Origin of the sequence: Corynebacterium sp. HMSC071B10, assembly GCF_001814825.1 — a bacterium.
GTDB lineage: Bacteria > Actinomycetota > Actinomycetes > Mycobacteriales > Mycobacteriaceae > Corynebacterium.
The window spans coordinates 111,646-137,682 of the sequence record NZ_KV817937.1 but is presented as its reverse complement, the minus strand read 5'-3'; the positions used below and the strand labels follow the sequence as shown (position 1 = coordinate 137,682).

At 67.4% G+C, this 26,037-nt stretch carries 23 protein-coding genes; 10 read left to right on the top strand and 13 right to left on the bottom strand.

The window, feature by feature from the left end:
- Window positions 1-4: 4 nt before the first annotated feature.
- From ybeY to HMPREF2990_RS00670, 8 genes are all read right to left on the bottom strand, one after another.
- A complete protein-coding gene (gene ybeY, locus HMPREF2990_RS00705) occupies window positions 5-589 on the bottom strand; it encodes an rRNA maturation RNase YbeY (protein ID WP_070762202.1) in 585 nt (194 codons plus the stop codon).
- Complete coding sequence (locus tag HMPREF2990_RS00700; protein ID WP_070762201.1) at window positions 586-1,650, bottom strand: PhoH family protein; 1,065 nt, start codon at window positions 1,648-1,650, stop codon at window positions 586-588. The genes ybeY and HMPREF2990_RS00700 overlap by 4 nt, the downstream gene beginning before the upstream one ends.
- Before the next feature lie 13 nt (window positions 1,651-1,663).
- Entirely contained in the window at window positions 1,664-2,368 is a 705-nt protein-coding gene (locus HMPREF2990_RS00695; RefSeq protein ID WP_070762200.1) for a 16S rRNA (uracil(1498)-N(3))-methyltransferase, read from the bottom strand.
- Window positions 2,368-3,510 (bottom strand): molecular chaperone DnaJ, encoded by a 1,143-nt coding sequence (gene dnaJ / locus HMPREF2990_RS00690; protein WP_070762199.1) that lies wholly within the window; start codon window positions 3,508-3,510, stop codon window positions 2,368-2,370. Before dnaJ ends, HMPREF2990_RS00695 begins: the two co-directional genes overlap by 1 nt.
- Window positions 3,511-3,559: 49 nt before the next feature.
- Window positions 3,560-4,579, bottom strand: a complete 1,020-nt coding sequence (gene hrcA / locus HMPREF2990_RS00685) for a heat-inducible transcriptional repressor HrcA (protein WP_070762198.1) — start codon at window positions 4,577-4,579, stop codon at window positions 3,560-3,562.
- Window positions 4,580-4,610: 31 nt separating this feature from the next.
- Entirely contained in the window at window positions 4,611-5,753 is a 1,143-nt protein-coding gene (gene hemW, locus HMPREF2990_RS00680) for a radical SAM family heme chaperone HemW (RefSeq protein ID WP_070762197.1), read from the bottom strand.
- Window positions 5,754-5,762: 9 nt separating this feature from the next.
- Complete coding sequence (locus HMPREF2990_RS00675; protein ID WP_070762196.1) at window positions 5,763-6,431, bottom strand: hypothetical protein; 669 nt, start codon at window positions 6,429-6,431, stop codon at window positions 5,763-5,765.
- A gap of 83 nt (window positions 6,432-6,514) precedes the next feature.
- Window positions 6,515-8,353, bottom strand: a complete 1,839-nt coding sequence (locus HMPREF2990_RS00670; RefSeq protein ID WP_070762195.1) for an AMP-dependent synthetase/ligase — start codon at window positions 8,351-8,353, stop codon at window positions 6,515-6,517.
- Between the two features lie 71 nt (window positions 8,354-8,424).
- Between HMPREF2990_RS00670 and malQ the strand changes: the two genes are divergently transcribed.
- Complete coding sequence (gene malQ, locus HMPREF2990_RS00665; protein WP_070762194.1) at window positions 8,425-10,575, top strand: 4-alpha-glucanotransferase; 2,151 nt, start codon at window positions 8,425-8,427, stop codon at window positions 10,573-10,575.
- On the opposite strand, the gene HMPREF2990_RS12585 is transcribed toward malQ, so the two are convergent.
- Genes HMPREF2990_RS12585 through HMPREF2990_RS00660 form a run of 3 tightly spaced genes read right to left on the bottom strand, consistent with a single transcriptional unit; the run spans window position 10,572 to window position 12,880 of the window.
- A complete protein-coding gene (locus tag HMPREF2990_RS12585) occupies window positions 10,572-10,715 on the bottom strand; it encodes a hypothetical protein (protein WP_038591907.1) in 144 nt (47 codons plus the stop codon). The genes malQ and HMPREF2990_RS12585 overlap by 4 nt on opposite strands.
- Window positions 10,716-10,720: 5 nt before the next feature.
- The gene (locus HMPREF2990_RS12810) at window positions 10,721-10,891 is read right to left on the bottom strand and encodes a hypothetical protein (RefSeq protein ID WP_168167090.1); all 171 of its coding nucleotides are present in this window, start codon (window positions 10,889-10,891) and stop codon (window positions 10,721-10,723) included.
- A 3-nt stretch (window positions 10,892-10,894) separates the two neighbouring features.
- Window positions 10,895-12,880: a M3 family metallopeptidase gene (locus HMPREF2990_RS00660; protein ID WP_070762193.1), complete on the bottom strand. Its 1,986-nt coding sequence runs from the start codon at window positions 12,878-12,880 to the stop codon at window positions 10,895-10,897.
- 31 nt (window positions 12,881-12,911) lie between these two features.
- Here HMPREF2990_RS00660 and HMPREF2990_RS00655 point away from each other — a divergent pair, with 31 nt between their 5' ends.
- Window positions 12,912-14,183 carry an alpha/beta fold hydrolase gene (locus tag HMPREF2990_RS00655; RefSeq protein WP_070762192.1) on the top strand — a complete coding sequence of 424 codons (1,272 nt, stop codon included), beginning with the start codon at window positions 12,912-12,914 and terminating at the stop codon, window positions 14,181-14,183.
- On the opposite strand, the gene idi is transcribed toward HMPREF2990_RS00655, so the two are convergent.
- Window positions 14,180-14,713: an isopentenyl-diphosphate Delta-isomerase gene (gene idi / locus HMPREF2990_RS00650; protein ID WP_070762191.1), complete on the bottom strand. Its 534-nt coding sequence runs from the start codon at window positions 14,711-14,713 to the stop codon at window positions 14,180-14,182. The two genes, HMPREF2990_RS00655 and idi, sit on opposite strands and share 4 nt — an antisense overlap.
- The gene (locus HMPREF2990_RS00645; RefSeq protein ID WP_070762190.1) at window positions 14,713-15,258 is read right to left on the bottom strand and encodes a hypothetical protein; all 546 of its coding nucleotides are present in this window, start codon (window positions 15,256-15,258) and stop codon (window positions 14,713-14,715) included. Before HMPREF2990_RS00645 ends, idi begins: the two co-directional genes overlap by 1 nt.
- An 80-nt stretch (window positions 15,259-15,338) precedes the next feature.
- Here HMPREF2990_RS00645 and HMPREF2990_RS00640 point away from each other — a divergent pair, with 80 nt between their 5' ends.
- The 8 genes from HMPREF2990_RS00640 (at window position 15,339) to HMPREF2990_RS00605 (ending at window position 26,036) form a co-directional block, all read left to right on the top strand.
- Complete coding sequence (locus tag HMPREF2990_RS00640) at window positions 15,339-17,216, top strand: ABC transporter ATP-binding protein (RefSeq protein WP_070762189.1); 1,878 nt, start codon at window positions 15,339-15,341, stop codon at window positions 17,214-17,216.
- A 46-nt stretch (window positions 17,217-17,262) separates the two neighbouring features.
- Entirely contained in the window at window positions 17,263-18,384 is a 1,122-nt protein-coding gene (locus HMPREF2990_RS00635) for a MalY/PatB family protein (RefSeq protein WP_070762188.1), read from the top strand.
- A gap of 6 nt (window positions 18,385-18,390) precedes the next feature.
- Entirely contained in the window at window positions 18,391-20,109 is a 1,719-nt protein-coding gene (gene treS / locus HMPREF2990_RS00630) for a maltose alpha-D-glucosyltransferase (protein ID WP_070762187.1), read from the top strand.
- Between the two features lie 7 nt (window positions 20,110-20,116).
- On the top strand, window positions 20,117-21,205 hold the full coding sequence (locus HMPREF2990_RS00625) for a trehalose synthase (RefSeq protein ID WP_070762186.1): 1,089 nt from the start codon (window positions 20,117-20,119) through the stop codon (window positions 21,203-21,205).
- 190 nt (window positions 21,206-21,395) lie between these two features.
- Window positions 21,396-22,781, top strand: coding sequence for a branched-chain amino acid transport system II carrier protein (brnQ, locus tag HMPREF2990_RS00620; protein ID WP_070762185.1), 1,386 nt, complete (start codon window positions 21,396-21,398; stop codon window positions 22,779-22,781).
- Window positions 22,782-22,790: 9 nt separating this feature from the next.
- Window positions 22,791-23,777: an LLM class flavin-dependent oxidoreductase gene (locus HMPREF2990_RS00615; RefSeq protein WP_070762184.1), complete on the top strand. Its 987-nt coding sequence runs from the start codon at window positions 22,791-22,793 to the stop codon at window positions 23,775-23,777.
- Window positions 23,778-23,787: 10 nt separating this feature from the next.
- The gene (locus HMPREF2990_RS00610) at window positions 23,788-24,543 is read left to right on the top strand and encodes a GntR family transcriptional regulator (protein WP_070762183.1); all 756 of its coding nucleotides are present in this window, start codon (window positions 23,788-23,790) and stop codon (window positions 24,541-24,543) included.
- A gap of 32 nt (window positions 24,544-24,575) precedes the next feature.
- Window positions 24,576-26,036: an ABC transporter substrate-binding protein gene (locus HMPREF2990_RS00605; RefSeq protein ID WP_246817376.1), complete on the top strand. Its 1,461-nt coding sequence runs from the start codon at window positions 24,576-24,578 to the stop codon at window positions 26,034-26,036.
- The last annotated feature ends 1 nt before the right edge of the window (window position 26,037 follow it).

Below are 26,037 nucleotides of genomic sequence, written 5' to 3'. Positions count from 1 at the left end.
TTGGTTAGTTTTCTTCGCCGTTTTCTTCCCGTTCGCGCATCCGGCGGTCGAGTTCTTCGCGGTCGGCGGCGGATGGGAACGCGTGCGGGCCGGTGGGCTTGGGCTGGTATTCGACGTCGCGGGCCGCTAGGGAGTCGTACCAGTCGGCGAGGATCTCGTTCTGCAGCGCGAACATCTCGCGCTCGTCGGCGGGCTGGATGTGGTCGTAGCCCAACAGGTGCAGCACGCCGTGGACGGTGAGCAGCGCGAGCTCGTGGGCGAGGTCGTGGCCGGCCATTTCGGCCTGCTTCCGGTCGAACGCGGGGCACAGGATGATGTCGCCGAGCATCGCGGCGCCCAGCGGGTTCGCGTCGGGGCGCCCGCCGCCGGGGGTCAGCTCGTCCATGGGGAAGCTCATCACATCCGTGGGGCCCTCCAGGTCCATCCAGCGCACGTGGAGATCCGCCATCGTCGCTTCGTCGACGAGCGTGATGGTGGCCTCGGTGTCGGGGTGGACGTCCATGGCTTGGAGTGCGAACGAGCAGACGTCGATAAGCATTTGCTCATTGACTTCCGCCTCGCCGGACTCGTTGAGAACCTCAATGCTCACTGCTTGGCCTCCTGTTCGCGCTCGCGCTCAATCTCGCGCTGGCGTTTTTCATAGCGCATCGAATTCTGGGCATCGTGCCGGTCGTAGGCGGCGACGATGCGGGAAATAAGGTGGTGGCGCACGACGTCCTCGCCGCGCATCTCCTGAAACGCGATGTCCTCAATGTTGGCGAGGATGCGCCGCGCCACGCGCAGGCCCGAGACCGTGCCGCGCGGCAGATCCACCTGGGAGATATCGCCAGTGACCACCATCTTCGAGCCGAAGCCCAGGCGAGTCAGGAACATCTTCATCTGCGCGCCGGTCGTGTTCTGCGCCTCATCCAGGATGACGAACGCGTCCGAGAGCGTCCGGCCACGCATGTACGCGAGCGGGGCGACCTCGATGATGCCGGCGTCGACCAGCTTCGGGATCGTCTCGGGGTCGATCATGTCGCGCAGCGCGTCGTACAGCGGGCGCAGGTACGGGTCGATCTTGTCGCTGAGCGTGCCGGGCAGAAAGCCCAGCTTCTCGCCCGCCTCAACCGCGGGGCGGGTCAAAATGATGCGCTTGACCTCCTTGGCCTGCAGCGCCTGCACCGCTTTCGCCACCGCGAGGTAGGTCTTGCCGGAGCCGGCCGGGCCGATGCCGAAGGTGATGGTGTGCTCGTCGATCGCGTCGACGTAGGCGCGCTGGCCCGCCGTCTTCGGGCGGATCACCTTGCCGCGCCGCGAAACGATCTCCGCGCCGAGGATCTCCGCGGCCGACTCCGGCGCGTCCGCCTCCGTGATGCGCACCGCCTGGACGACGGTGTCCTGGTCGATGGGTACGCCGCGGCGGGCCATGGACTCCAGCTCGTCGACGACGCGCGCCGCGTATGCCACCTCGGCCTCCATACCGCGCACCGTGAGCGTGTTGCCGCGCGCGTGCAGGTTCGCCGCGAGCTGGCGGTTAAGTACCCGTAGGTTCGCGTCGTTGACGCCGAGCACCGCCTGCGCGTAGGCCGAGTCGAGATCGAGTTTGCGGGTCACCTTCGCCGAATCGCCAGCGGCGTGCGAAGTGTTCACGTCATTGTGATTGTGCATTGTGCTCCCAACGCTACCAGCGAGATGTCAATGCGCCGATGGCGCACAGTGCCGCAAACCCGGCGCTCGCTGTGCGCAGGACCTGCGGCCCCAGCCGCACGGGCTGGGCCCCGAGCAAATCTAACTCATCTTGGCCGATCCCGCCCTCCGGGCCGACCAGGACGTACAGCGTTTCGACGCCGCTGAAGTCGACGTCGGTGATCGGCGTGGTCGCGTCCTCGTGCAATACGATCGCGCGCGCGTCGCGCAGGCGCTCGGCGAGCTGGTTTGTGGTGACCGGGTCGTGCACGGTCGGCCAGATCGCGCGGCGCGACTGCTTCGCGGACGCGATCGCCTGGTTGCGCCACTTCTGCACCTGTTTGTCCTGTTTGTCCGCGCTCCAGCGGGCGATGGTGCGGTGCGAGATCCACGGGATGATGGCGTCGACGCCGCCCTGGACGGCGAGGTCGACCGCGAGCTCGGCGCGCTCCGACTTCGGCACCGCCTGCACCAGCACTACCTGCGGCTGCGGCGGCTCCACGGTGCGCTCGGCGATAACGTCGCCGGCGACGCGCTCGCGGGTGCATTCGCTCACGGTGACTTCGGCGGTGTGGCCGGTGCCGTCGACAAGCATGATGCGATCGCCGGGGGAAATGCGCTTAACGTGCGCATGTTTCGCTTCCGCGCCGGTGAGCACGCCGTCGGCGGGCTGCGGCGCGTAGAAGTACGGCAGGCTCATTAGCGACGGAACCTGTCACGCATCCGGGAGAAGAAGCCGTCCCCGCCGCCGTCTTCGCCGGTGTGCACGCGCGCCGTATCGGCGTGGCCTTCGCGCAGCTTCTCCAGGCTCGTGCGCTCCTCCTTCGACAGCTCGGTCGGCACGACCACCTGGACGTGCGCGATCATGTCGCCGGCGCCCTCGGCGCGCAGCTTCGGCATACCTTCGCCGTCAAGCACGATCTCTTCACCCGGCTGCACGCCGGCGGGAACGGTGATGGTGGTGGTCTCGCCGGCGAGGTTGTCCACGTGCAGCTCGGTGCCGAGCGCGGCGTCGTACATGGGCAGGCGCAGCTCGAGGTGGAGGTCGTTGCCCTCGCGGGCGAAGACCTTGTGCGGGGTGGTGTGGACCTCGACGTAGAGGTCGCCAGCCGGGCCGCCGCCGTGGCCGACCTCGCCCTGATCGGCCATGCGGATGCGCATGCCGGAGGCGATGCCGGCCGGGATCTTCACCGTCAGGTCGCGGGTGGCGCGCACGCGGCCGTCGCCAGCGCACTGGCGGCACGGGTCCGTGATGACCTCGCCGTAGCCATGACACTTCGGGCACTCATGCGTGGTCATGACGTTGCCCAGGAAGGACTGCTGCATCTCCTGGACCGCACCGTGCCCCTTGCAGTAGTCGCAGGTCTGCGGCTTGGCGCCGGATTCGGACCCGGAGCCGTGGCACTTGTCGCACAGCACCGCAGTATCCACGGTGACTTCCTTGCGCACGCCGGAAAACGCCTCCTCCAGGGTGATCTGGGTGCGCAGCAGCGCGTCGTTGCCCGGCTGGACGCGCGAGCGCGGTTCGCGTCCGCCCGCGCCGCCGCCGAAGAACGCCTCGAAGATGTCGCCGACGCCGCCAAAGCCGCCGAAACCGCCAGCGCCGCCGGGCGCACCGCCGCCCTGCTCCATCGGGTCGCCGCCGCGGTCGACGATGCTGCGCTTCTTCGGATCCAGCAGCACCTCCTGGGCGAGCGAGAGCTCCGCGAACTTCTCCTCCGCCTCCTCGGACGGGTTCACGTCCGGGTGGTATTTGCGGGCGAGCTTGCGGTACGCCTTCTTAATCTCCTGCTCGGTGGCTTCCCGGTCCACGCCGAGGATGCCGTAATAGTCACGTGCCAAAATTCAAACCTTTCACAGTGTTAGACGTTCACTTGCGGCGCACGCCGCGTTATTCGCCCTGCAGGATGCGGCTGATGTAGCGGGCGACGGTGGCAACCTTCTGCATGGTACCGGGGTAGTCCATGTAGGTCGGCCCCACCACTCCGAGCCCGCCGAGCGCCTCATCGCCGGCTCCATACGCAGTAGTAACAATTGCTGCCTGGGAAAATTCCTCGTTCTCGTTTTCGCGCCCGATCCGCACCGAGACCCGCTCCAGATCTTGCGCGGTGGCGAGCAGCTTGAGCACCACGACTTGTTGCTCGAGCGCGTCGATGACGCTGTGTAGGTCAGCGAGCCGGTGCACGGTGAGGTTTCCGGCGCCCGCGATGAGCAGCCGGTCCGCGGTGGTGTCGACGAGCGTGTCCACGAGCACCGCGGTACACCGCGACACCGCGTCGGCGAGTTCGCGCGGGGCGCGCGCGTGCAGGGTGGACAGCCCGGCGGTGGCCTCGCGCATGGTGCGGCCGACGAGGATGTCGTTGAGCAGGTCGCGGAGCACGGGCACGTGGGCGTCGGCAAGCGGGCTGGCGAGCTCCACGTTGCGCTGGTCGACTCGCCCGGTGTCGGTAATCACGACGAGCAGCAGGCGCGTCGGCGTGAGCGCCACGACCTCGCAGTGCTTGACTCGGGAGATCTCCAGGTTGGGCAGCTGCACGACGGCGGCTTGGTTGGTCAGCTGCGCGAGCAACTGCACGCTGCGGCGCAGCACGTCCTCGAGGTCCACGCCGTGCTCGAGGAAGTCGAGGATGGCGTGCCGCTCGGCCACCGACAGCGGCTTGACGTCGTCGTGCAGCGCGTCGACAAACGCGCGGTACCCGGCCTGCGTGGGGATGCGCCCCGACGAGGTGTGGGTCTGGCTGATGTAGCCCTGTTGCTCCAGCACGCTCATGTCGTTGCGGATGGTCGCCGAGCTCACGCCCAGCTTGTGGCGCTCCACCAGCGCCTTGGATCCGACGGGTTCTTGCTGCGCGATGTAGTCGGCAACGATTGCGCGCAGCACCGCGCGGCGGCGGTCATCAGCAGCACTCATTAGCACTCCCTCTCATCGACTGCCAGCTATCCTACTCGGCGGCCAAAATATCGGTCACGATGCCGTCGGCAAGCAGCCGGCCCGCATCGGTCACCGCAATGCGTGCGCCGGAAGTGAGCAGCCCGCCGCGCACATGCTTCTCGACGATCCCCCGCGCCCCCTGACCTACCCAATCGGCAGGAATGCCCTCCTTGAGCCGCAGACCGAGCATCACCTGCTCGTCGTGGCGCTGCGAGTCGGTGAGCGTTTCGGAGAAGTCGACTGGCAGCTCGCCGTCGCGCAAGAGCGCAGCGTAGCGCTCGGGGCGCTTGACGTTGGCGAAACGCTCGCGGCCGATGAAGGAATGCGCGCCCGGGCCCGCGCCCCACCACTGCCCGCCGCGCCAGTAGAGCAGGTTGTGGCGGCACTCCCCGCCCGGCTTCGCCCAGTTCGAGACTTCGTACCAGTCGAAGCCGGCGCCCTCGAGTGTCTCGGCGATCAGCTCGTAGCGACGCGCGTAGACCTCCTCCTGCGGCGCGGGCAGCTCGCCGCGGCGGACCTTGCGCGCCATCGCCGTGCCGTCCTCGACAATGAGCGAGTAGGCGGAGACGTGATCGACGTCGGCAGAGAGGATGGCGTCGAGGGTTGTGCGCACGTCGTCGTCGGTTTCCGTCGGGGTGCCGTAGATCATGTCGAGGTTGACGTGCGCAAATCCGGCGGCGCGCGCCTCTTTTGCCGCCGCGACGGCGCGGCCCGGCGTGTGCGCGCGATCCAACACCTTGAGCACGGGCGCGGACGCGGACTGCATGCCGAGCGAGACGCGCGTGAAGCCCGCGTCGAGAAGCCCCGCGAAGTATGCGGGGCTGGTGGACTCCGGGTTCGACTCCGTGGTCACCTCCGCACCAGGCGAAAGGCCAAAGGTGCCGCGCACCGCGTCCAGCACGCGACCCAAGCCCGCCGCGCCGAGCAGCGAGGGCGTGCCGCCGCCGATGAACACCGTGTCCGCGCCGCGCGCGTCGATCCGCGCCGCCGCGAGCTCAAGCTCCCGCTCCAACGCGTCGAGGTATTCCGCGTGGGAAGACTCCACCTCGTTAGGTGTATACGTGTTGAAGTCGCAGTATCCGCAGCGGGTCGCGCAGAAGGGGACGTGGATGTAGACGCCGAACGTGTCTCGACCTGTCTCGGTTTCAGCCATGCGGCCAGTCTAGGCACCGCGACGCGAACGCTTGGCGGCGACCTTCTCCACGATCCGGTTGATCCGGGCGCGCTCTTCCAAGAACTCCGGCGGGTTCGTCCCGCGCATCGTGCGGGCGAAGGCGGGGTGGTCGACGCAGACGGTTTCCACCCAGCCGTCGACAACCGCCTCGACGAGCTCCGAGACGGTGGCGAACAGGTGCGGCAGGCTCACCGCGCCGAGCTCGCGGGCCACCATGTCGGTCTGCTCCAGGGTGTAGGAGACGATCTCGGTCAGGTGCTGCACCGTCAGGTCGGTGCGCCCGGTGAGCGCGTCCTCCATGGTTTGGACGGAGAAGGGGGCGGCGAGTGGGAAGAGGTCGGTGAGGCCTGCGGCGTCGAGAAGCTCGGGCTCCGGGATCTTCTCCTCGGGACACGCGGACGCCGAGAGCACGCCGGCGCGCATGCCGGAGGTCAGCGCCTGGCGCAGCCCGATCAACTCGCCGACGACCCGGCGCGCGTCCACGCGGGCGTCGTCGGCGATCTCGACGAACTCGGCGAGGCAGTCGTCGGTGAGCTCCCCGTCGTAGTCCGCGACCGCTTCGGCGATGTGCTCGATGTACTCGGCGACCTCGTCGCCGATGTTGTAAATCTCCTGCGTGAGCTCACGGTGCCGCAGCATAGCCGCTGTCTTGCGCACGGGTAAGCCCCCTTCGGTTCAACTAAAGATTTGCTGGGAGCCATGCTAAGCCACGGCGGCGCGGCGGCGTGGAAGGCGCGCCGCTACCGCTCGTAGAGCTTGTCGATGTCCTCGCTGAAGCGCTCAAAGACGACGTTGCGCTTGACCTTCATCGTCGGCGTCATCTCGTTTTCCTGCTCGGACAGGTCGCGGTCCAGGATGCGGAACTTCTTGATCGCCTCGGCGTGCGAGACGGTGGCGTTGGCCATGTTGATCGCGTCCTGGACCTCGGCGCGCAGGCTCGCGTCCTGAGCGAGCTCGGCGAGCTTGCGGTGCTCGGGGATGTTGCGGTTGGCCTTCCAGCGGGCCAACTCATCCTCGTCGAGCGTGACCAGCACGCCGATGAACGGCTTGCCGTCTCCGACGATCAGCGCGTTCGAGATCAGCGGGTCCTGGCGGATGATCTCCTCCATCGGGCCGGGCGAGACGTTCTTGCCGCCGGCGGTGACAATCAGGTCCTTCTTGCGGCCGGTAATGCGCACGAAGCCCTCGTCGTCGACCTCGCCGAGATCGCCGGTGTTGAACCATTCGCCGTCAAAGGCCTCGGCGGTGGCCTCGGGGTTGTTCCAGTACTGCTTGATCACGCCGGGGCCGGCGAACTCGATTTCGCCGTCGTCGTTGATGCGCACCGAGTAGCCGTTGACCGGCGGGCCGACGGTGCCGATCTTCTGGCGCACCTTGTTGTTCACGCACGCGGCGGCGCAGGTCTCGGTCAGCCCGTAGCCCTCGTAGACGGGGATGCCCATGCCGCGGAAGAAGTGCGACAGCTCCGGGCTCATCGCGGACCCGCCGGTAATGCCGTAGGACACCGCTCCGCCCATGGCCTCCTTGAGCTTGGAGTAGACGAGTTTTTCAAAGGCCTTGCGCTTCGCCTTCTGCACGCGCGTCGGACCCTCGGGCGTTTCCATCGCCTTCGAGTACTCGATCGCCGCGCGCTCCGCCTCCAGGAACACGCGCTTGCCCACTGCGGAGCCGTCGGCGGCCTTGTTGTAGGCGGCGTTGCGTACCTTTTCAAACACGCGCGGCACACCCAGCACCATGTTCGGCCGGGCGCGCTGCAGCTCCACCGTCAGCGTGGAGGTATCCGACCAGTGCGATTGTGTGGCGCCCGCCATCGCGAGCGCGAGCGCCACAGCGCGCTGCAGGACATGCGCGAGCGGCAGAAACGTCACGACGCGCTTGCCGGGCACGGCGACCTCGCCGATGTCGTTGAAGATCAGCGCGCGCGTCTGGTAGATCCAGTTGCCGTGGGTCAGCTCCACGCCCTTGGGCCGGCCGGTGGTGCCGGAGGTGTAGACGAGGGAGCCGATGTGGTCGTGGGTGATGGCGGCCACGCGGGCGTCGATAAGCGACTGCTCGACGTCCCGACCCTCAAACTTCAGCGTCTCCACGCCGGAAGCATTAAATTCGTAGATCTTTTGCAGCTTGGAGGTCGAGCCGGCGAGCCGGGGCGTGCCGTCGTCTTGCAGCAAGAACGAGCTGATCAGCTGCGTGTGCTCGCGCGTTTCGGTCAGCGCCAGCTTCGCGCCGGAGTCCTCGAGGATCCACTGGATCTGCGACATCGAGCTCGACGGGTAAATCGGCACGGAGATCGCGCCCGCGGCCCAGATGGCAAAGTCCATCAGCGCCCACTCGTAGCGCGTCGCCGACAAAATCGCCACGCGGTCGCCCGCCTCCACACCGGCGGCCACCAGGCCCTTCGCGGCCTCGTAGACCTCTTCGAGGAACTCGCCTGCGGTCACGTTGACCCAGTCGTAGTTGCGCGGCCGCGAAAAGAGCACGATGTGCGGCTGCGTCGTACACAGCTCGATGAGCTGGCTGAGGCAGTTCTCTTCCGGCGGCACAGTAAAACCGAGTTCCGTGGTGTAAGCATTCTGCGACATAAGCCCTCACCCTACCGCGTGGAAGCCTCACCTGGCTCCGGTCACGCGCGTTTGGCACAATATTGACTGTGATGAATGAGGAACTTTTGCTGTCCCTGGCCCAGTCCTACGGCTTCGGCACCACCTACCGAGCCTCCGACGGGCAGCTGACCACCCCGCCCGCCCAGTCCTTCCTCAAATTGCTGCGCGCCATCGGCGTCGACGTGCCCGACTCCCCCACCGACGACACGCTCCGCTCGCTTATCGACGCCCGCGCGACCGAACTCGCCACCCGCCCCCTCCCGCCCACCGTGGTGGCGACCGCGGGCGAGGAGCAGCACTTCAACGTGCACGTCCACGACGGGCACTACGCGCACTGCTGGATCCGCCTCGAGGACGGCTCCTCGCGCGATGCCTACCAGGACGAAAACTGGACGCCGCCGACCACTGCCCCCGACGGCACGGTGTGGGGCGAGGCGACCTTCCACGTCCCCGGCGACCTGCCCGAGGGCTGGCACGAGCTGCACTTGGAGTCCGACAACCTGCACGAGGTGTGCACGTTGATCGTCGTGCCCGCGTGCTTGCAGTCGAACGAGGCATGCGTGCAGCGTCCGAACTACGGTGTGATGGCGCAGCTGTACTCGGTGCGCTCGTCGCAGTCCTGGGGTGTGGGTGACTTCGAGGATCTCGCGCGCCTGGCCGAGACCGTCGCCGCCGAGGGTGCCGACTACCTGCTGATCAACCCGGTGCACGCCGCGCAGCCGGTGCCGCCGGTGGAGGACTCGCCGTACCTACCGACCTCGCGCCGCTTTGTGAACCCCATCTACATCTCGGTCGAGGCCGTACCCGAATACGCGCGCCTTGACGCAGACACCCGCGCCGATATCGACGAGCTCGCAGCGCCCTTGAAGGCCATGAACATGACGGCCGACCCGCTTGCGCGCAACGAGGTGTTCGGCACCAAGCTCGCCGTGTTGCGCGAGCTGTTCTACCGCTCCCAGCAGGATGAGGGCCGCGCCCACGACTTCGAGCTCTACACCCTCGACGAGGGCGAGGGTCTGCGCGAGTTTGCGCAGTGGTGCGCGGAACGCGCCGCCGCGTTTACCCGTGGCCAACACGCCGCGGCGGAGGCGGACGAGGAAACGGTGCAGTTCTACATGTGGCTGCAGTTCATCGCCGACGAGCAGCGCCGCGTTGCCCAGGACCGCGCGCTCGCCGCCGGGATGCGCATCGGCATCATGACCGACCTCGCCGTGGGTATCCACCCCGACGGGGCGGACGCGCACACGCTTGCCGACGTGCTCGTGCCCGCCGCGTCCGTCGGCGCGCCGCCGGACCAGTACTCGCAGCAGGGCCAGGACTGGTCGCAGCCGCCGTGGAACCCGGAGGCGCTCGCCGCCGAGGGCTACGCCCCGTGGCGCGACCTGCTGCGCACCGTGCTGCGCCACTCCGGCGGCATCCGCGTCGACCACATCTTGGGCCTGTTCCGCCTGTTCTGGCTGCCGCGCGAGGACACCCCGGCCGACGGGCTGTACATGAACTACGACCACCGGGCGATGGTGGGCATCTTGCTGCTTGAGGCGCAACGCGCGGGTGCCGTTGTCGTCGGCGAGGACCTGGGCACCTTCGAGCCGTGGGTGCAGGACGTGCTGCGCGACACCGGTATCTTCGGCACTTCCGTGCTGTGGTTCGAGTCCATCCCACCGGCGGGCGCGCCGCGGCCCGCGGACCAGTACCGCCACCTCGCGCTGTCTGCGGTCGGCACGCACGACCTGCCGCCGACGGCAGGCTACCTCGAGGGCGCGCACAACGAGCTGCGTTCCAAGCTGGGGCTGGTCAGCCAGTCGCTGGACGAGCTCAACGCCAACGACGGCGTGTGGATCGGGCGCGTGCTCAACCAGGCTCGCGCCGAGGGCGCGTTCGCGGGCACCGCGTTCGCAGACACGGACTTTAGCCAGTACGACCTCGGCGAGTTCGACGCCGCCGGCTCCCTCGACGACCTGCTGGTGGGGCTGACCCGCTTCATCGCGTCGACCCCGTCGGCGATGACGGTGACGAACCTGGTGGACATGGTCGGCGATCGCCGCATCCAGAACCAGCCCGGCACGAATTCGGAGCAGTACTCCAACTGGTGCATCCCGCTTACCGACGCGACCGGCACCCCCGTCCTCATCGACGACCTCGCCGACAACCCCCTGTTCCACCGCGTCGCCGAGGCGTCGCGCCGGCCGGGCGCGATCTAGACCAGGCTGCCGACCAGCGCGGCGATGACGACGAGCGCGAGCATGACATAGAGCGCCTGCGTCACACGCGACTGCGGGTACTTGCGCTGCGGCTTCGGCAGCTGCTGATCCTGCTTACGCAGTTCTTCCGGGTTGGCCATGGCGCTTAGTCTACTTCGCGGGCCTGCTCGGTCGGCAACTGCCGTACGCGCGCCTGGTTGCGCTGGTACGCCAACCAGTCGGTGACCCGCAGCATCGCCCACGCCGCCACCGACGCGAGCGGGAGCGCGACGATCAACACGATCGGCAGCTGCAGCCAAGGGCTTAAGGCGAACATGCGCTACACCGCCGTCCCCTCGAGTCCGCGGCGCACAAGCAGCGGGCGGGTGTCCTTGTCGCGGCCGCGGAAGGCTCGGTAGGCGTCCGCGAAGTCGCGGGAAGCGCCGCGCGCGAGGATCTCTTCGCGGAACTTCTCCCCGATCTCGCGGTTAATTCCCTGCTCGCGGATCAGCTCGAAACCGTCGGCGTCGAGCGCCTCAGCCCACAAGTAGGAGTAGTAGCCCGCCGAGTAGCCGCCGGCGAAGATGTGGTTAAACCAGGTCGAGCGATACCGCGGGGTCAGTCCCGGCACGTCGAGGTGGTAGCGGCGCAGGACGTCGTGTTCGAAGGCGTCAATATCCTGGTCTTCCGGCGGGGTGCGATCAAGCGAGTGCCACTCCAGGTCGATCGCGGCGGCAGCCAAGTACTCGGCGGTGGCGAAGCCCTGGCCGAAGGTCCGCGAGGCGCGCACGGCGTCCAGCATGGCGGCGGGAAGCGGCGCGCCGGTGTCGACGTGGCGGGCGTAGTTGCGCACGATCTCGGGCGCGAAGGCGTAGTTCTCGTTGATCTGCGACGGGAACTCAACCCAGTCGCGCGGCACGTTGGTGCCGGACAGCGACGGGTAGCGCACATCCGAGAGCAAGCCGTGGAGGGCGTGGCCGAACTCGTGGAAGACGGTGGTGACCTCGTCGATGGTGAGCAGCTCGCTATTCACGCTCATCACGTTGACCACCACCGGCTTGGTGTCGGCAAGGTGCGACTGGTCGACGAAGCTGCTCATCCAGGCACCGCCGCGCTTGGATTCGCGCGCGGCGTAGTCGGTGAGCAGCAGGCCGAGGCCTGTGCCGTCGTGGTCTTTGACCTCCCACACTTGTACGTCGTCGCGGTAGGCGCGCAGGTCCTCGCGGCGGGTCACAGTGATGCCGTAGAGCAGGTGCGCCGCGTAGAAGACACCATCCTCGAGCACCTGCCACAGCGGGAAGTACTTGCGCAGCTCCGCCTCGTCGACGTCGAGTTCCTCGGCGCGGCGCTGCGCGGACCAGTACGGCCAGTCGGCACCGTCGAGGCCGTCCTCGCCGAGGTCTGCCCCGCGCGAGATCGCGAGCTCACCGTCGAGCTTACGCTCGGCGGCCGCGTTCGCCGCCGCGGCCGGCGCGAGGTCCGCGATCAGCGCGCGTGCCGCGTCCGCGTTGCCCGCGGTCTCCTCCGCGATGACGTAGTCGGCGTGCGTGGCAAAGCCGAGCAGTTGCGCGCGTTCCTGGCGCAGCGCGACCGACTCGCGCACGAGTGGGGCGTTGGATTCAGTGCCGCGTGACAGTGAGGCGTCGAAAAGCGCGCGGCGGGCGGCGGGATCGCTGAGGTCGGCCTGCAGCGACTGGGTCGAGGGCAGTTCGATGGGGACGAGGTAGCTGTCGCCGTCGACGAACGCGGCGAGCTGGTCCTCGCTCGCGCCCGCCAGCTCCTCGCGGGTAAACCGAACGGCGAGTCGCTTGGTGTCGGCGAGCAGGTTGCGGCCGAAGTGCTCGGAGAGTTCGGCGAGCCGCTCGTTGATCTCGCGCAGCCGCGCCTGGCCTGCGGCGTCGAGGTCCGCGCCGCGGCGGGTAAAGCGGCGCAAAAGCAGGTCGTGGAGGCGCTGCGACTCCTCGTCCACGGGTACCTCGACGGCGCGCAGCCGGCGGTAGAGCTCGGCATTCTGGTAGATCGCGTCGGTGTGCGCGGTCAGCCGCGGCACGATGCGATCGGCCACAGCGTCGAACTCGGCGGTGGCGTCAGTGCCCTGCAGGTTGAAGAACCAGGCAGCCACGCGCTCTAGGTCCACGCCGGCCAGCTCGAAGGCCTCGACGGTGTTTTCCCACGTCGGGGTCGCTTCCGCGCAGATCGCCACGATCTCTTCCTTGTGACGGGCGAGCGCCTGATCAAATGCCGGCTCAACGTGGGCCAGCTCGATGGCGTCGAAGTCGGGCAGTTGGTACGGCAGCGTCGATGGTGCAAGCAGTGGATTGGTCATGGCGGCCATCTTAGGCGTTTAAGATTGCGGCATGGCTACGCGCGAAACCCAAGTCACTTGCCCGGCCGGCGCGATCGTCGGCACCAGCGACGGGCAGGTGCGCAGCTTCCACTCCATCCCGTACGCACACCTCCCGGCCCCCTTCGACGCGCCCGAGCCCGCGCCGAAGGGCTTGCTTATCGACGCCACCGCACCCGAACACGGCGCCAACCGGCTCTCCATCGCCACCCCGGAAGGCGCGCGCAGAAACGACGACCTGCCGGTGATCGTCTTCATCCACGGCGGGCGCTTCGAGGAAGGCAGCCACACTGATACCTACAGCAACGCGGAAGGCTTTGCGCGCGAGGGTTTCGTGCACGTGCGCGTCGGCTACCGGCTGAAGTTCCCCGGCATGCTGCCGTTTGCCGACGATGCTTCGTACGAATACCGCGCCGTGCAGGATTGCGCGACGGCGCTCACGTGGATCCAGCGCAACATCGAGGCCTTCGGCGGCGACCCCACCAATGTGACGCTCGTCGGCCACAGCGCCGGCGCCGACATCACGCTCTGGCTTGCACGCCGAGACCACTTCAAAGGAGAGTTCCGCCGCGCGGTGGCGGCCTCCCCAGTCTTCCCGCGCCGCAGCTTCGCTTCCCGCAAGTGGGCGGCGCGCGGCGCGCTCGGCACGCCCCTTTTGCGCGGCGAGCTCAACGCGTTAGCTGCGCGGAACCCGCAGCGTCTCGCGCGCGCCTACGGCCGCTTCCGCACCCAGTACATCACCGACATCGCGCTCGGCCCCTACCCGTTTGATGCGGGCGCGCTCGCCGACGTCCCTCTGGTGGTCACCTCCACCCGCGACGAATTCATGCCCACCGGCAGGCCCTTCGACCGCGCCAAAGTGGGCAAGCCAGCCGCACGAGTGATGGCCCGGCACATGGGGGTGGCGAAAGGCCAAGCCCGGGCCTACCTCGAGCGCGCGGCGGCGCTGGACCCGCGCGCCGTCGGCGGCCGGCTCATCTCGGATGCAATGTGCAGGCGCTGGGTCGACGACATCGCCGAGGGCGCGCCCGGCGCGCTGTGGCAGGCCGAGCTCTACCCCACCGACACGCGCTCCGCGTACCACTCCAAGGAGCTGCGCCCCGCGTTCACACTCGGCTCAGGGCTCAACGCATGGCTCACCCGCTTCGCACGCACCGGCGAGGCCGGGTGGCGCCCCTACGCCGACGGCCGCACCGTCATGCGCGTGCGCCTCGACGGCACGGGCTCGGAAGAAGTCACCGACCCGCTCGGCTACCTGCGCGGCGTGTTTGCGCAGGTCAGTTAAAGCGCGTCGCGCAGACGCTCATCGGCGAGCTCTTCGACCAGCCACGGCGAGAACGCGAACGGCGTCGCCTCCGCGGCGCGGATGAGCTGCAGCGGTTCCACCCACGCCCAGGAGTCCACCTCGTCCGGGTTCGGGTCGAGCTCTACGCCCGGAGCCATGCGGGCGGTAAAGACCGGGCAGACCTCGTTTTCCACCACGCCGGAAGAGTCCACGGCGCGGTAGCGGAAGTCGGGCAGGACCTCGGTGATCGCGTCGATCGCCGGCATGCCGAGCTCCTCGGCAGCGCGGCGGCGCACCGCGTCCACCGTCGCCTCGCCCGGGGCGGGGTGGCCGCAGAACGAGTTCGTCCACACACCCGGCCAGGTCAGCTTGCCGAGCGCGCGGCGCGTGAGCAGCAGGCGGCCGTCCGCGTCCAGCAGCCAGCAGGAAAACGCCAGGTGCAGCGGCGTGGAGTCTGTGTGTACGTCGGTTTTGTCGGCGGCGCCGATGGGGGTCCCCGTGGCGTCGATAAGCACTACTTGCTCTCGCATTAGGTATTCAGATTCCCTTTAAACGTCACGTTACCAATGGTGAACTCGGCATCCCACAGGTTGCCGGTGGACACGTCGAAGGCATACTTCGCGTTCGTGGTCGCGCCGGGGCCGAGCGGCAGGTCGACGCCGATGATGTCCACATCCGCGTTTTCCGCGCTCTTCGGGTCCGCCGTCTGCATCGAGGACCCGCCCGCGTTGTAGCGCAGCTGCGGGGTGAGCGTGTCGGCGGGCATCGGCACGTCGCTCTCGTTGGTCACCGCGACCACCACGACCGTGCCACCGTTGGGCTCGTAGCTTGTGCCCTGCCACTTGTAGGAGAGGTCCATCGCCGGGTCTTCGACGCGGTCGCCATTGAGCTTGTCGGTGACGACCGGGTCGACCTCCTCCGCCTTGAACTCCGGGGCGGGCGCGCCGGTCGGCGTGGTGATCTCAATCTCCTCTTCCTGGGCCTCCTCGCTCTCCCTACCGCTGACGCACCCGGACAGCGCGAAAACGGACGTGGCGGCCAGAAGCACGGCGATGAACTGCGAACGGTGTGACATACACGCCTCTTTTTACTCGTTGTGGCAGTGGACGTTTCGATTCTCCCCTACTCTACAGCGCGGGTACCCTAAGCCAAACTATGCAGTCTTTATTGCGTGTGCTCCGCAGCGCGTCGGCGCTGTGGCCGTACTACTTGGCCGTGGTCGTCATCTCCTCCGGCGTCGCCGCACTTGGGTTGGTCTCGCCGTTCCTCATCCGGGAGGCGACCGACACCATCATCGACTTCATCGGCTCCCCGGAAGGCCCGGCACCCACCCGCACCATCATCTGGCTGGCGCTGGCGCTCTTTGCCGCCGAGTCGGCCGCGGCGCTGTTGCGCAACCTCTCCGGCTACCTCGGCGACGTGATGGTGGCGCGGATCCGGCAGATCATGTCCACGCGCTACTTCGCCAAACTGTTGTCGCTGCCGCAGCGCTACTTCGATACGCAGATCACCGGCACGATCATCGCGCGGCTGGACCGCTCGATCGCGAACGTCACGCAGTTCATCCAGTCCTTTGCCAACAACTTCCTGCCGATGCTGCTGCAGGTCGCGGCGATTCTGGCCATCACGGCCTACTATTACTGGCCGCTGACGGTGCTGCTCGCGCTGCTCTTCCCGCTCTACATGTGGCTGACCGCGCTCACCTCGAAGCGGTGGCAGCGCTACGAGCAGGAGAAGAACGCCAACGTGGATGAGGCCAACGGCCGCTTCGCCGAGGTGGTCGGCCAGGTCAAGGTGACCAAGTCGTGTGTTGCCGAGGTCCGCGAGCTGAACAAGTTCGGCCGCCACTACCACCAGACGGTCGCACTCACGCGACCGCAGTCGCGCTGGTGGCACAGCATGGATACGGTGCGCGGCATCGCCATGACCGCGATCTTCTTAGGCATCTACCTCATCCTGTTTTTGCGCACGCTCGGCGGCCACTTCACCATCGGCGAGATGGTCATGCTCATCCAGATGGTCACCATGGCCCGTCAGCCCGCGCAGATGATGAGCTGGATCGTGGATGCCGCGCAGCGCGCCATCGCCGGCTCCCGCGACTACTTCAAGGTCATGGACGAAGACTGCGAGCCGACCGCGAACGCCCAGCTCGTCGCCGCCACCGAATCCACCGACGTGCCCGCGCTCCGCGACACCACGCACCACCCCCTACCCGTCAACGAACCCGTCCTCGCCTTCGACGACGTCTCCTTCGCCTACACGCCCGGCGAACCCGTCTTGCAGGGCCTCACCTTCTCCGCGCGCGAGGGCGAAAAGATCGCACTCGTTGGCGAGTCCGGGGGCGGCAAGTCCACCATCGTCAATCTGCTCTTGGGGCTCTATCCGCTTGTCGACGGCACGCTCACCATCTGCGGCCGCAACCTCGAAGACCTCAGCGTGGAGGAACTGCGCGCGTCGACCGGCGTCGTCTTCCAGGAACCCGCCCTGTTCTCCGGCACGGTGCACGAGAACATCGCCTACGGCAAGCCGGGTGCGACCCGCGAGGAAGTCATCGACGTGGCCAAGCGGGCCAGCGCCCACGACTTCATCATGCGTTTCAAAGACGGCTACGACACCGTCATCGGTGAGCGCGGCCTGCGCCTTTCCGGCGGACAGCGCCAGCGCGTGGCCGTGGCGCGCGCCATGCTCAAAGACGCGCCCATCCTGATCCTCGATGAGGCAACCTCCGCGCTGGACACGAAGGCCGAGCGCGCCGTGCAGGCCGGCCTCGACGAGCTGATGAAGGACCGCACCACCATCATGATCGCCCACCGACTCTCCACCATCGCGGACGTGGACACGATCATCACCCTGGATCACGGCCGCATCGACGAGATCGGCTCGCCCGCCGAGCTCGCGGTCTCCGGCGGTATTTATTCAGAGCTACTCGCGCTGACCGCCTCCTCCTCGGCCGCGGACCGCGCACGCCTGAAGTCCTTCGGTTTCCAGCTCGATGGCGCAGACGACGAGGACGAGGACGACGCGCGGGTGTGAATGTAGCGCTGGGGTGGAAAGCGAGGCGTCGATAAGCTTGGGCCCTATGGATTTCCCTGAACTTTCAACGCTCCGCGCACGCGGAACCCGCAAATGGACCCAGTACGACGACGATGTGCTGCCGCTGTTCGTGGCGGAAAGCGACTTCACCACCGCCGAGCCGGTGCGCGCCGCCATCGCTGACGCCGTCGAGCGCGAAATGTTCGGCTACACGCCCGCCCCGCAGGCGCAGCAGCTGCCCGAGCTGACCGCCGACTTCTACGACGCGCGCTACGGCTGGCGGCCCGACCCGGCGCGCATCTTCCCCATCCCCGACGTGGTGCGCGGCGTGCTGCTGGCCATCCAGCACTTCACCCAGGGCCCGGTGATTGTGCCGGTGCCGGCTTACCACCCGTTCTTGGAGGTCGCCGAGACCGCCGGGCGCGAACGCATCAACGTTGCCGCTGTGCCGGGGCTCGACTTGGACGAGCTGGAGGCGGCGTTTGCGCGCGGCGCGGGCTCGCTGATCTTGACCAACCCGTACAACCCCGGCGGCTGGACGTTCGACGCCGAGCGCCTCGACGAGATCTGTGCGCTCGCCCGTCGCCACGGCGCGCGCGTGATTGTCGACGAGATCCACGCCCCGCTCGTCTTCGACGGTGCACATACGTGCGCGGCGGCGAACAATCCGGACGTGTGCATCACCATTACCGCCGCTTCAAAGGCCTGGAACGTCGCGGGGCTGAAATGTGCGCAGCTGATTTTCTCCAACGATGAGGACGTGCGTACCTGGCAGGGCTTGAGCGGCGTGGCGAAGGACGGCACGGGCACGCTCGGCATCGTCGCGGCCGAGGCCTGCTACCGCGACGGGCGCGACTTCCTCGATGATGAGGTGGCGCAGCTGCGCAACAACCGCGATTGGTTGGCTGAGGTGCTGCCGGAGAAGATCCCGGGCATTGAAATCCAGCTGCCCCAGGCCACCTACCTGATGTTTTTGGATTTCCGCAACACCAAGCTCACCACCGACAAGCCGGCCACGTGGCTGCGCACGCACGCGAAGGTAGCCATGAACGAGGGTATAAGCTTCGGGCCCGGCGGCGAGCACAAGGCGCGGCTGAACTTCGCTACCAGCCCGGAGATCCTCGCTGAGGCCGTCGACCGCATGGCGGAGGCGATTCGCCTACTGTAGGAGGGCATGGAGCAGACACCACAGGCCTCAGATTTCTTGCCCCCCGCACCCCCGGAGCAGCCCTGGGAGCGGCCCGAGCCCGAGTGGTATAAGGACGCGGTCTTCTACGAAGTGCTCGTCCGCGCCTTCTACGACCCGGACGATACCGGCTCGGGCACGCTGAAGGGCCTGGAGGAAAAGCTCGACTACCTGCAGTGGTTGGGCGTGGATTGTCTGTGGTTGCCGCCGTTTTATGATTCGCCGTTGCGCGACGGCGGCTACGACATCCGCGACTTCCGCAAGGTGCTGCCGGAGTTCGGCACGGTGGAGGACTTCATCTCGCTGATCGACGCCGCGCACAAGCGCGGCATCCGCATCATCACCGACTTCCCCATCAACCACACCTCGGACACGCACGCCTGGTTCCAGGCGTCCCGGCAGGACCCGGACGGGCCCTACGGGGATTACTACGTGTGGAGCGACGACGACACGAAGTACGACGGCACCCGCATCATCTTCATCGACACCGAGGAGTCCAACTGGACGTGGGACCCGGTGCGCAAGCAGTACTTCTGGCACCGCTTCTTCTCCCACCAGCCGGATCTGAACTACGACAACCCGGCGGTGCAGGAAGAAATCCTGGACATTATCCGCTTCTGGCTGGACCTGGGCATGGACGGCATCCGCCTCGACGCAATCCCCTATCTCTTCGAGCGCGAGGGCACCAGCTCCGAAAACCTGGCGGAGACCCACGGCTTTATCAAGCGCGTGCGCAAGCTTTTCGACGAGGAGTACCCCGGCCGCTTCCTGCTTGCCGAAGCCAACCAGATGCCCGATGAGGTGGTGGCCTACTTCGGCGACGGCGGCCCCGACGGGGTCGGCGACGAGTGCCAGATGGCGTTCCACTTCCCCGTCATGCCGCGCATCTTCATGGGTATTCACCAGGAATCCGCCCAGCCGATCATCGACATTTTGCGCGAGACCCCGGCGATCCCCGCAACCGCCCAGTGGGGCATCTTCCTGCGCAACCACGACGAGCTCACCCTGGAGATGGTCTCGGAGGACGAGCGCGACTACATGTACAAGCACTACGCCTACGACCCGCGCATGCGCGCTAACGTGGGCATCCGCCGTCGGCTCGCCCCGCTGCTCGGCGGCCACCGCGACCGCTTGGAGCTCGCGCACGCCCTGCTGTTGAGCCTGCCGGGTTCGCCGTTTTTGTACTACGGCGACGAGATCGGCATGGGCGACAACATCTGGTTGCCCGACCGCGACGGCGTGCGCACCCCAATGCAGTGGTCCAACGACCGCAACGGCGGCTTTTCCAAGGCGGAGCCGGAGCGTCTCTACCTGCCGCCGGTGCGCAACGACCAGTACGGCTTCCACATCATCAACGTGGAATCGCAGATGAACCGCGAAAACTCGCTGTTGCAGTGGGTGCGCAAGCAGGTGCACATCCGCAAGCAGTACAAGGCGTTTGGCCGCGGCTCCTACATCGAAGTCGAGCACGGCAACGAGCAGGTACTCGCGTTTATCCGCGAGTACGACACCGGCTCTGGCGTGGAGCGCATCCTGTGCGTCAACAACATGAGCTCGCGCCCGCAGGCCGTGGAGATGCAGCTCGGCCAGTATGACGGTATTGTCCCGCGCGAGCTTTCCGGCGGGCTCGAGTTCCCGGCGATCGGCGAGCTTCCCTGGCTGGTCACCCTGGCCCCGCACGGTTTCTTCTGGTTCGACATCTCCTAGGAGCACCATGTTTGATATTGCCTCGCAGCGCTTCTACGGCGCAAAGTCCGAACCCGTCGACGCCATCGACATCGCCGCCACCTGCCCCGTCGAAGGCGCGCAGTGGCAGCTTCTCGACGTCACGCACGGCGGGGTGACCGACACCTACCAAGTCCTCCTCGGCGGCACCGACTTGGACACCGACGTGCTGCACACCGACGCCGGTGCTACCGCCTACCTCGGCGCACTTCCGCAGCTGGGCGACGTCCACGGCGAGCTGCGCACCGGCCCGGCCACGCCCCTGGGCGCGGAGCAGTCCAACGCCTCGCTTGTGGTCGGCGACACGATCGTGAAGGTCTTCCGCCGCCTCGAAGACGGGCTCAACCCGGACGTGGAGTTGCTCAGCCGGATCGGTTCCTGCTCAAACGTTGCCGCGGTCAACGCGTACGTCACCCGCGGCGAGCAGACGCTGGCGATGCAACAGGAGCTGGTCCGCGGCGGCGTCGACGGCTTCGACCTGGCCACCGGCGGCGGGCTCGACGCTGACGCGACGCGCGCGCTCGGGGAAGCAATGCGCACCGTCCACGACGCGCTGGCCGAAGAGTTCGGCGTCGAACACGTCGAGGCCGCTGGGATTGCGCAGCGCCTGGCCGCGAATCTGGAGGACTACGTGCGCCGCGCACCTGTCCTCGCGGATGTCGCGCCGCGCATCCGCGACCTCTACGCCGCACTTGACGCTCCCAGTGTGACGCCGGTGCAGCGCGTCCACGGCGACCTGCACCTAGGCCAGACGCTGAAAACGCCCGAGCGCTGGTACCTCATCGACTTCGAAGGCGAGCCCGCCCGCCCGCTCGCGCAGCGCCGCCGACCCGACCACCGGCTGCGCGACGTTGCCGGCATGGTCCGCTCGCTCGGCTACGCGCGCGCGGTCGGCGGCTTCGACGCTGACTGGGAACAGGCGCGCACCGCGGAGCTGCTCGACGGCTACGGCGTGGCGCGCGATGCGCTCCTTGCCGCCTACATCGTGGACAAGGCCGCCTACGAGGTGGTCTACGAGGCGAACAACCGGCCCGACTGGGTCGATATCCCACTCACCGCGATCAGGCAGCTGGTCTAAACCGGGGGTAGTCGGTCCGCGCGCGGGTGCGGTGCGCGCGGACTGGGTGTGAGCTGGGGTTTGTGGGGGGGTGGGGAGCGTGGCGTCGAGAAGCGAAAGCTCAAAATGTTCCCACTAGGCGGGATATGTTTCCAAAAAATGGAATCTTCAGGGTACGCTAAAGCAACCTGATACTTACGAGGAGGTTCCAATGAGCTCCACAGCAACGCCCACCGCCAGCGGCGGGCACACCAAGACGATCGTCATCACGGCGCTCGCCCTGTTCTCCATGTTCTTCGGCGCGGGCAACCTGATTTTCCCACCGATGCTCGCGGTGCAGGCCGGCGACAACTTCTGGCCCGCCATCCTAGGCTTTTTGGGCACCGGCGCGCTGCTGCCGGTGCTCGCCGTGATCGCGATTGCGCTGTCCGGCGCGAACGTCCGCGACCTCGCGCAGCGCGCAGGCTCCATCTTCGGCGTGGTCTTCCCCGTGCTCGCTTACCTCTCCATTGGTGCCTTCTACGCGCTGCCGCGTACCGGCGCGGTCTCGATGGAAACGGCGATTACCCCGCTGTTCGGCTGGGAGGGTCTGTTCGCCTCCGGTGCGTTTAACGTCGTCTTCTTCGGCGTGGCGCTCGCGCTGGCGTGGAATCCCACGCAGATTATGGAAACGCTGGGCAAGTTCCTCGTGCCCGCCCTGGTCATCCTGCTGATCATCATGATCACCGTGGCCGCTTTCCAGTGGACCGCCGAGCCTTCCGCTCCGGCCGAGGCCTACGCCGACGGGCCGTTCACCGCGGGCTTGCTCGAGGGCTACCTGACCATGGACTCGATCGCGGCACTCGCGTTTTCCATCGTGGTCATCTCCACCCTGCAGTTCAAGGGCTTCAGCGAGGGCAAGCAGACCGTCCGCGGCACCATCTGGGCCGGCGTCGGCGCAGGTATCATGCTCGGCGCGATCTACCTCGGCCTGGGCACGATTGGCCGCGTCATCCCGAACCCGGGTCAGTACGACAACGGCGCCGCGCTGCTTGCCGACGCCTCCAACCTGACCATGGGCACCGCAGGCCAAATCATCTTCGCACTGATCGTGCTGCTCGCCTGCCTGACCACCGCCGTCGGCCTGATCACCGCGACCGCGGAGTACTTCTCCTCCCAGTTCCCGGGCTCCTACGCCACCTGGGCCATCATCTTCACCATCACCTCTACCGTGATTGCGACCCAGGGCCTCGAGTTCGTCATGTCCATCGCAGCACCGGTGATCGGCTTCCTGTACCCGCCGGCCATCGCGCTGATCTTCGTCACCCTGATCGAGCCCGCGTTTGCCAAGCGCACCCGCTTTACCTGGGCATTCTTCCTGCCGATCTGGGTCGCCGTGATCTACTCCGCCATCGAGACCTTCATCAGTCTGGGCTGGGCTGCCGACGCCCTGAGTCCGCTGATCACCTGGCTGCCGCTGCAGGCCGACGGGCTGGGCTGGGTCGTCCCGGTCGCCGTGACGTTTATCATCGGCATCGCCATCGACTGGGCCAACCCCAAGACCCCGATGGCCATCGGCACCCACGAGACGATCGACGGCGAGGTCGTCACCGCGTAGTGTGGGGGCATGCATACCCCGCTGTCGCTCATTGATTTTTGCACCCGATACCCCGACGAAACCGTCAACGAAGCGCTCCAACGTTCCGTGGAGTTCGCGCAACAGGCGGAATCGTTGGGGTATTCGCGTATCTGGTACTCCGAGCACCACAACATGAGCTCCATCGTTTCCTCCTCCCCGGCCGTGCTCATCGCCCACATCGGGGCGAAGACGAACACGATCCGGCTCGGCTCCGGCGGCGTCATGCTGCCCAACCACGCCCCCTACGTCATCGCCGAACAGTTCGGCATGCTTGAGGAGCTCTACCCCGGCCGCATCGATCTCGGCCTCGGCCGTGCGCCCGGCACCGACCAGCAAACCCTCGGCCGGGCGCTGCGCCGCGACCCGCGCGCCGCCGAGAACTTCCCGCAGGACGTCATGGAACTGGCCGCGTGGCTGTCCAACGAGTCGCCGCTGCCCGGGGTGACCGCCGTGCCCGGCTTTAACACCAACGTGCCGCTGATCATCCTTGGCTCCTCCATGTTCGGCGCTTCGCTCGCCGCCAAGCTCGGCATGCCCTACGCGTTCGCCTCGCACTTCGCCCCGCAGCACTTGGAGCAGGCCACCGCCTACTACCGCGAAAACTACGAGCCCTCCGAGCGCTACCCCGAGCCCTACTGCGTCGCCGCCGTCAACGTCACCGCCGCGGAGACGGAAGAAGACGCAGAGCGCCAAACCGCGCTTGTGCACCGCAACCGCGTGCGAGCCATGCTGGGCAGGCGGGGCCAGGTGCTGAATGAAGAACAGCTCGACGCCGTGGTCGACTCCTTCCAGGGCCGTCAGATCATCGACATGCTCCGCTACACCGCCAAGGGCACCGGCGAGCAGGTCCGCGAGTACCTCGAATGGTTCCAACAACACGCGGGTGCCGACGAGCTGATGATCTCGCTACAGGCCCCCAGCCACGCGGAGGCCCTCGCGTCGATGGACATCCTGTCCAAGCACTGGGACGCCTAGGCGCGCCCCAATGCGCCCACTTCGGCCGCCGCAGCAGCACGAGGAGATCGCGGCGTACTTGCGCGACGAGATCTTCGCCGGCCGCATCCCCGCCGGCGAAGCGCTGCCCTCGGAGGCGGACCTATGCACGCAGTTCAACACTTCCCGCGGCCCGGTGCGCCAAGCCTTGTCGACGCTACGCGCCGAAGGGCTGATCTCCGCCGGGCGGGGGCGACGCTCCCTCGTGCTGTCGAATACGCGCACCGAGTCCTTCGACGAGATCCTGTCGAACACGGCGTGGATCACCAACATGGGCAAAGCGCCCGGCCAGCTGCTCGATTTCTTCGGCCACGTCCCGCTGCCGGCGCGCGCCGCGGATGCGCTGCGCGTCGCCTCCTCTACGCAGGCGGTGCTCATCCGCCGTACCCGCACCGCGGACGGGGTGCCGCTGCTGTTCGAGTCGCTCTACTTCCACCCCGACCTTAGCGACGAGCTTGCCACGCTCGACCCGGCACGGGATTCCATTCACCGCCATCTGAGCACCTGCGGCATCAACTGCAACAATCTGTCGCGTCGCCTCAACGTCCGCGCCGCCACCGCGGCGCAGGCCGACGCGCTTCGCATCGCCGCAGGTACGCCGGTCATTCAGGTGCAGATGACGGTGTTTGACCACGCGGGCGCGCCCGTCGAATTCGCGGTGCAGACCTACCGCGCCGACACGCTGACCATCGGGCTGCACAACGTGCGGGGGCACGCGTCCCCCCTGTGGTTCGAAATCGATTCGTAACCCCAGCTAAGCGCCAATTACACTGTGCAGCCATGGCGAGATCCATGGACACTCGGCGACGCATCGCGGGCACGGTGCTCGCCGCCTCCGGCGCGCTGTTCGGCGCGAGCGCATGCGCGATCGACGGCGGCGCGCCCCCGCGCGACACCGTGGTGGTGGCGACCCAAGCCGCGCCCGCGAGCCTGGACTTTACCTCCACCGGCGGCGCCGCGGTACCGCAGGCGATGATGGGCAACGTCTACGAAACGCTCGTGCGCATCGACGACACCGGCACGCCGCAACCATTCCTGGCAGAACGCTGGGAGGAAAGCGCCGATGGCACCATCTACACCTTTCACCTGCGCCAGGACGTCACATTTTCCGACGGCACCCCGTTCACCGCCGGCACAGCCGCGTTTTCCATCGACTACGTCAAGAACCACTGGACCAACGGGCTGAAGAAGCAGATGGACGCGGTCGCGGAAGCGCACGCGCTCGATTCGCACACGCTGGTCGTCACGCTCGCCGCACCGGACCCGGATTGGCTGTGGTCCATGGGCACGCTCACCGGCGCGATGATGACCCCGGCGAGCATCGACCGGCTTGCCACCGACCCGCTCGGCACCGGCCCCTACCGCGTGGCCAGCTTCCGTGTCGGCGAGTCCATCGCCTTTCACGCCCGCCCCGACTACTGGGGCGGGCCCGTGCCACGCGACGCGGCGATCCGTTACTTCGACGACTCCACCTCCGCCGTGAACGCTTTGCGCACCGGCGACGCGGACGTCGTCTGGGCGATGCAGGCGCCGCAGCTTCTCGACGCCCTGCCCGAGAACATCACCGTCGACATTGGTACCACCAACGGCGAGGTGTTGTTCTCCATGAACAACAACCGCGCCCCCTTCGACGATCCGGATGTCCGCCGCGCCGCCGCCTACGCCATCGACCGCGACGCCATCAACGCGGTCGTCTACAACGGTCTGGCCACCGACACCGGCGGCGCACCCGTCCCGCCGACCGACCCCTGGTACACCGGCGAGAACTTCTACCCCTTCGACCCCGACCGCGCTCGCGAATTACTCGCCGGCCGCACCCCGGAAGTCACCATCACCGTGCCGAACCTCGCCTACGCGCAAACGGCGAGCGAGCTGATCTACTCGCAACTTGCCGACGTCGGATTCCGCGTCCGGCTCGAAACCGTCGAATTCCCGGCGGTGTGGCTTAACGACGTGCTCAACGGGCATGACTACCAGGCCTCGCTGGTCGCGCACGTCGAGCCGCGCGACCTAGGCATGCTGTTCGGCAACCCCGACTACTACCTCGGCTACGACTCCGCCGCCGTGCGCGCCGCGCTTGCCGACGGCGACCGCGAGTCGGCCGTGAACACCATCATGGCCGACGCCGGCGCGCTCACCCTCGCGAATGCCCCCAACGTGGTGCTCTACGCCCCCGGCGTGCGCGGGCTGAACCCGAACGTGGTCACCGACGCGCTCGAGCTACGCAAGGTGGAGAAGTAGT

Bases quoted from the DNA above. Each gene is read 5' to 3' on its own strand.
- HMPREF2990_RS00700 (WP_070762201.1), bottom strand. From the start codon at position 1,650: ATGCACAATCACAATGACGTGAACACTTCGCACGCCGCTGGCGATTCG.
- HMPREF2990_RS00695 (WP_070762200.1), bottom strand. From the start codon at position 2,368: ATGAGCCTGCCGTACTTCTACGCGCCGCAGCCCGCCGACGGCGTGCTC.
- hrcA (WP_070762198.1), bottom strand. From the start codon at position 4,579: ATGAGTGCTGCTGATGACCGCCGCCGCGCGGTGCTGCGCGCAATCGTT.
- hemW (WP_070762197.1), bottom strand. From the start codon at position 5,753: ATGGCTGAAACCGAGACAGGTCGAGACACGTTCGGCGTCTACATCCAC.
- HMPREF2990_RS00670 (WP_070762195.1), bottom strand. From the start codon at position 8,353: ATGTCGCAGAATGCTTACACCACGGAACTCGGTTTTACTGTGCCGCCG.
- malQ (WP_070762194.1), top strand. From the start codon at position 8,425: ATGAATGAGGAACTTTTGCTGTCCCTGGCCCAGTCCTACGGCTTCGGC.
- HMPREF2990_RS12585 (WP_038591907.1), bottom strand. From the start codon at position 10,715: ATGGCCAACCCGGAAGAACTGCGTAAGCAGGATCAGCAGCTGCCGAAG.
- HMPREF2990_RS12810 (WP_168167090.1), bottom strand. From the start codon at position 10,891: ATGTTCGCCTTAAGCCCTTGGCTGCAGCTGCCGATCGTGTTGATCGTC.
- HMPREF2990_RS00660 (WP_070762193.1), bottom strand. From the start codon at position 12,880: ATGACCAATCCACTGCTTGCACCATCGACGCTGCCGTACCAACTGCCC.
- HMPREF2990_RS00655 (WP_070762192.1), top strand. From the start codon at position 12,912: ATGGCTACGCGCGAAACCCAAGTCACTTGCCCGGCCGGCGCGATCGTC.
- idi (WP_070762191.1), bottom strand. From the start codon at position 14,713: ATGCGAGAGCAAGTAGTGCTTATCGACGCCACGGGGACCCCCATCGGC.
- HMPREF2990_RS00645 (WP_070762190.1), bottom strand. From the start codon at position 15,258: ATGTCACACCGTTCGCAGTTCATCGCCGTGCTTCTGGCCGCCACGTCC.
- HMPREF2990_RS00640 (WP_070762189.1), top strand. From the start codon at position 15,339: ATGCAGTCTTTATTGCGTGTGCTCCGCAGCGCGTCGGCGCTGTGGCCG.
- HMPREF2990_RS00635 (WP_070762188.1), top strand. From the start codon at position 17,263: ATGGATTTCCCTGAACTTTCAACGCTCCGCGCACGCGGAACCCGCAAA.
- treS (WP_070762187.1), top strand. From the start codon at position 18,391: ATGGAGCAGACACCACAGGCCTCAGATTTCTTGCCCCCCGCACCCCCG.
- HMPREF2990_RS00625 (WP_070762186.1), top strand. From the start codon at position 20,117: ATGTTTGATATTGCCTCGCAGCGCTTCTACGGCGCAAAGTCCGAACCC.
- brnQ (WP_070762185.1), top strand. From the start codon at position 21,396: ATGAGCTCCACAGCAACGCCCACCGCCAGCGGCGGGCACACCAAGACG.
- HMPREF2990_RS00615 (WP_070762184.1), top strand. From the start codon at position 22,791: ATGCATACCCCGCTGTCGCTCATTGATTTTTGCACCCGATACCCCGAC.
- HMPREF2990_RS00610 (WP_070762183.1), top strand. From the start codon at position 23,788: ATGCGCCCACTTCGGCCGCCGCAGCAGCACGAGGAGATCGCGGCGTAC.
- HMPREF2990_RS00605 (WP_246817376.1), top strand. From the start codon at position 24,576: ATGGCGAGATCCATGGACACTCGGCGACGCATCGCGGGCACGGTGCTC.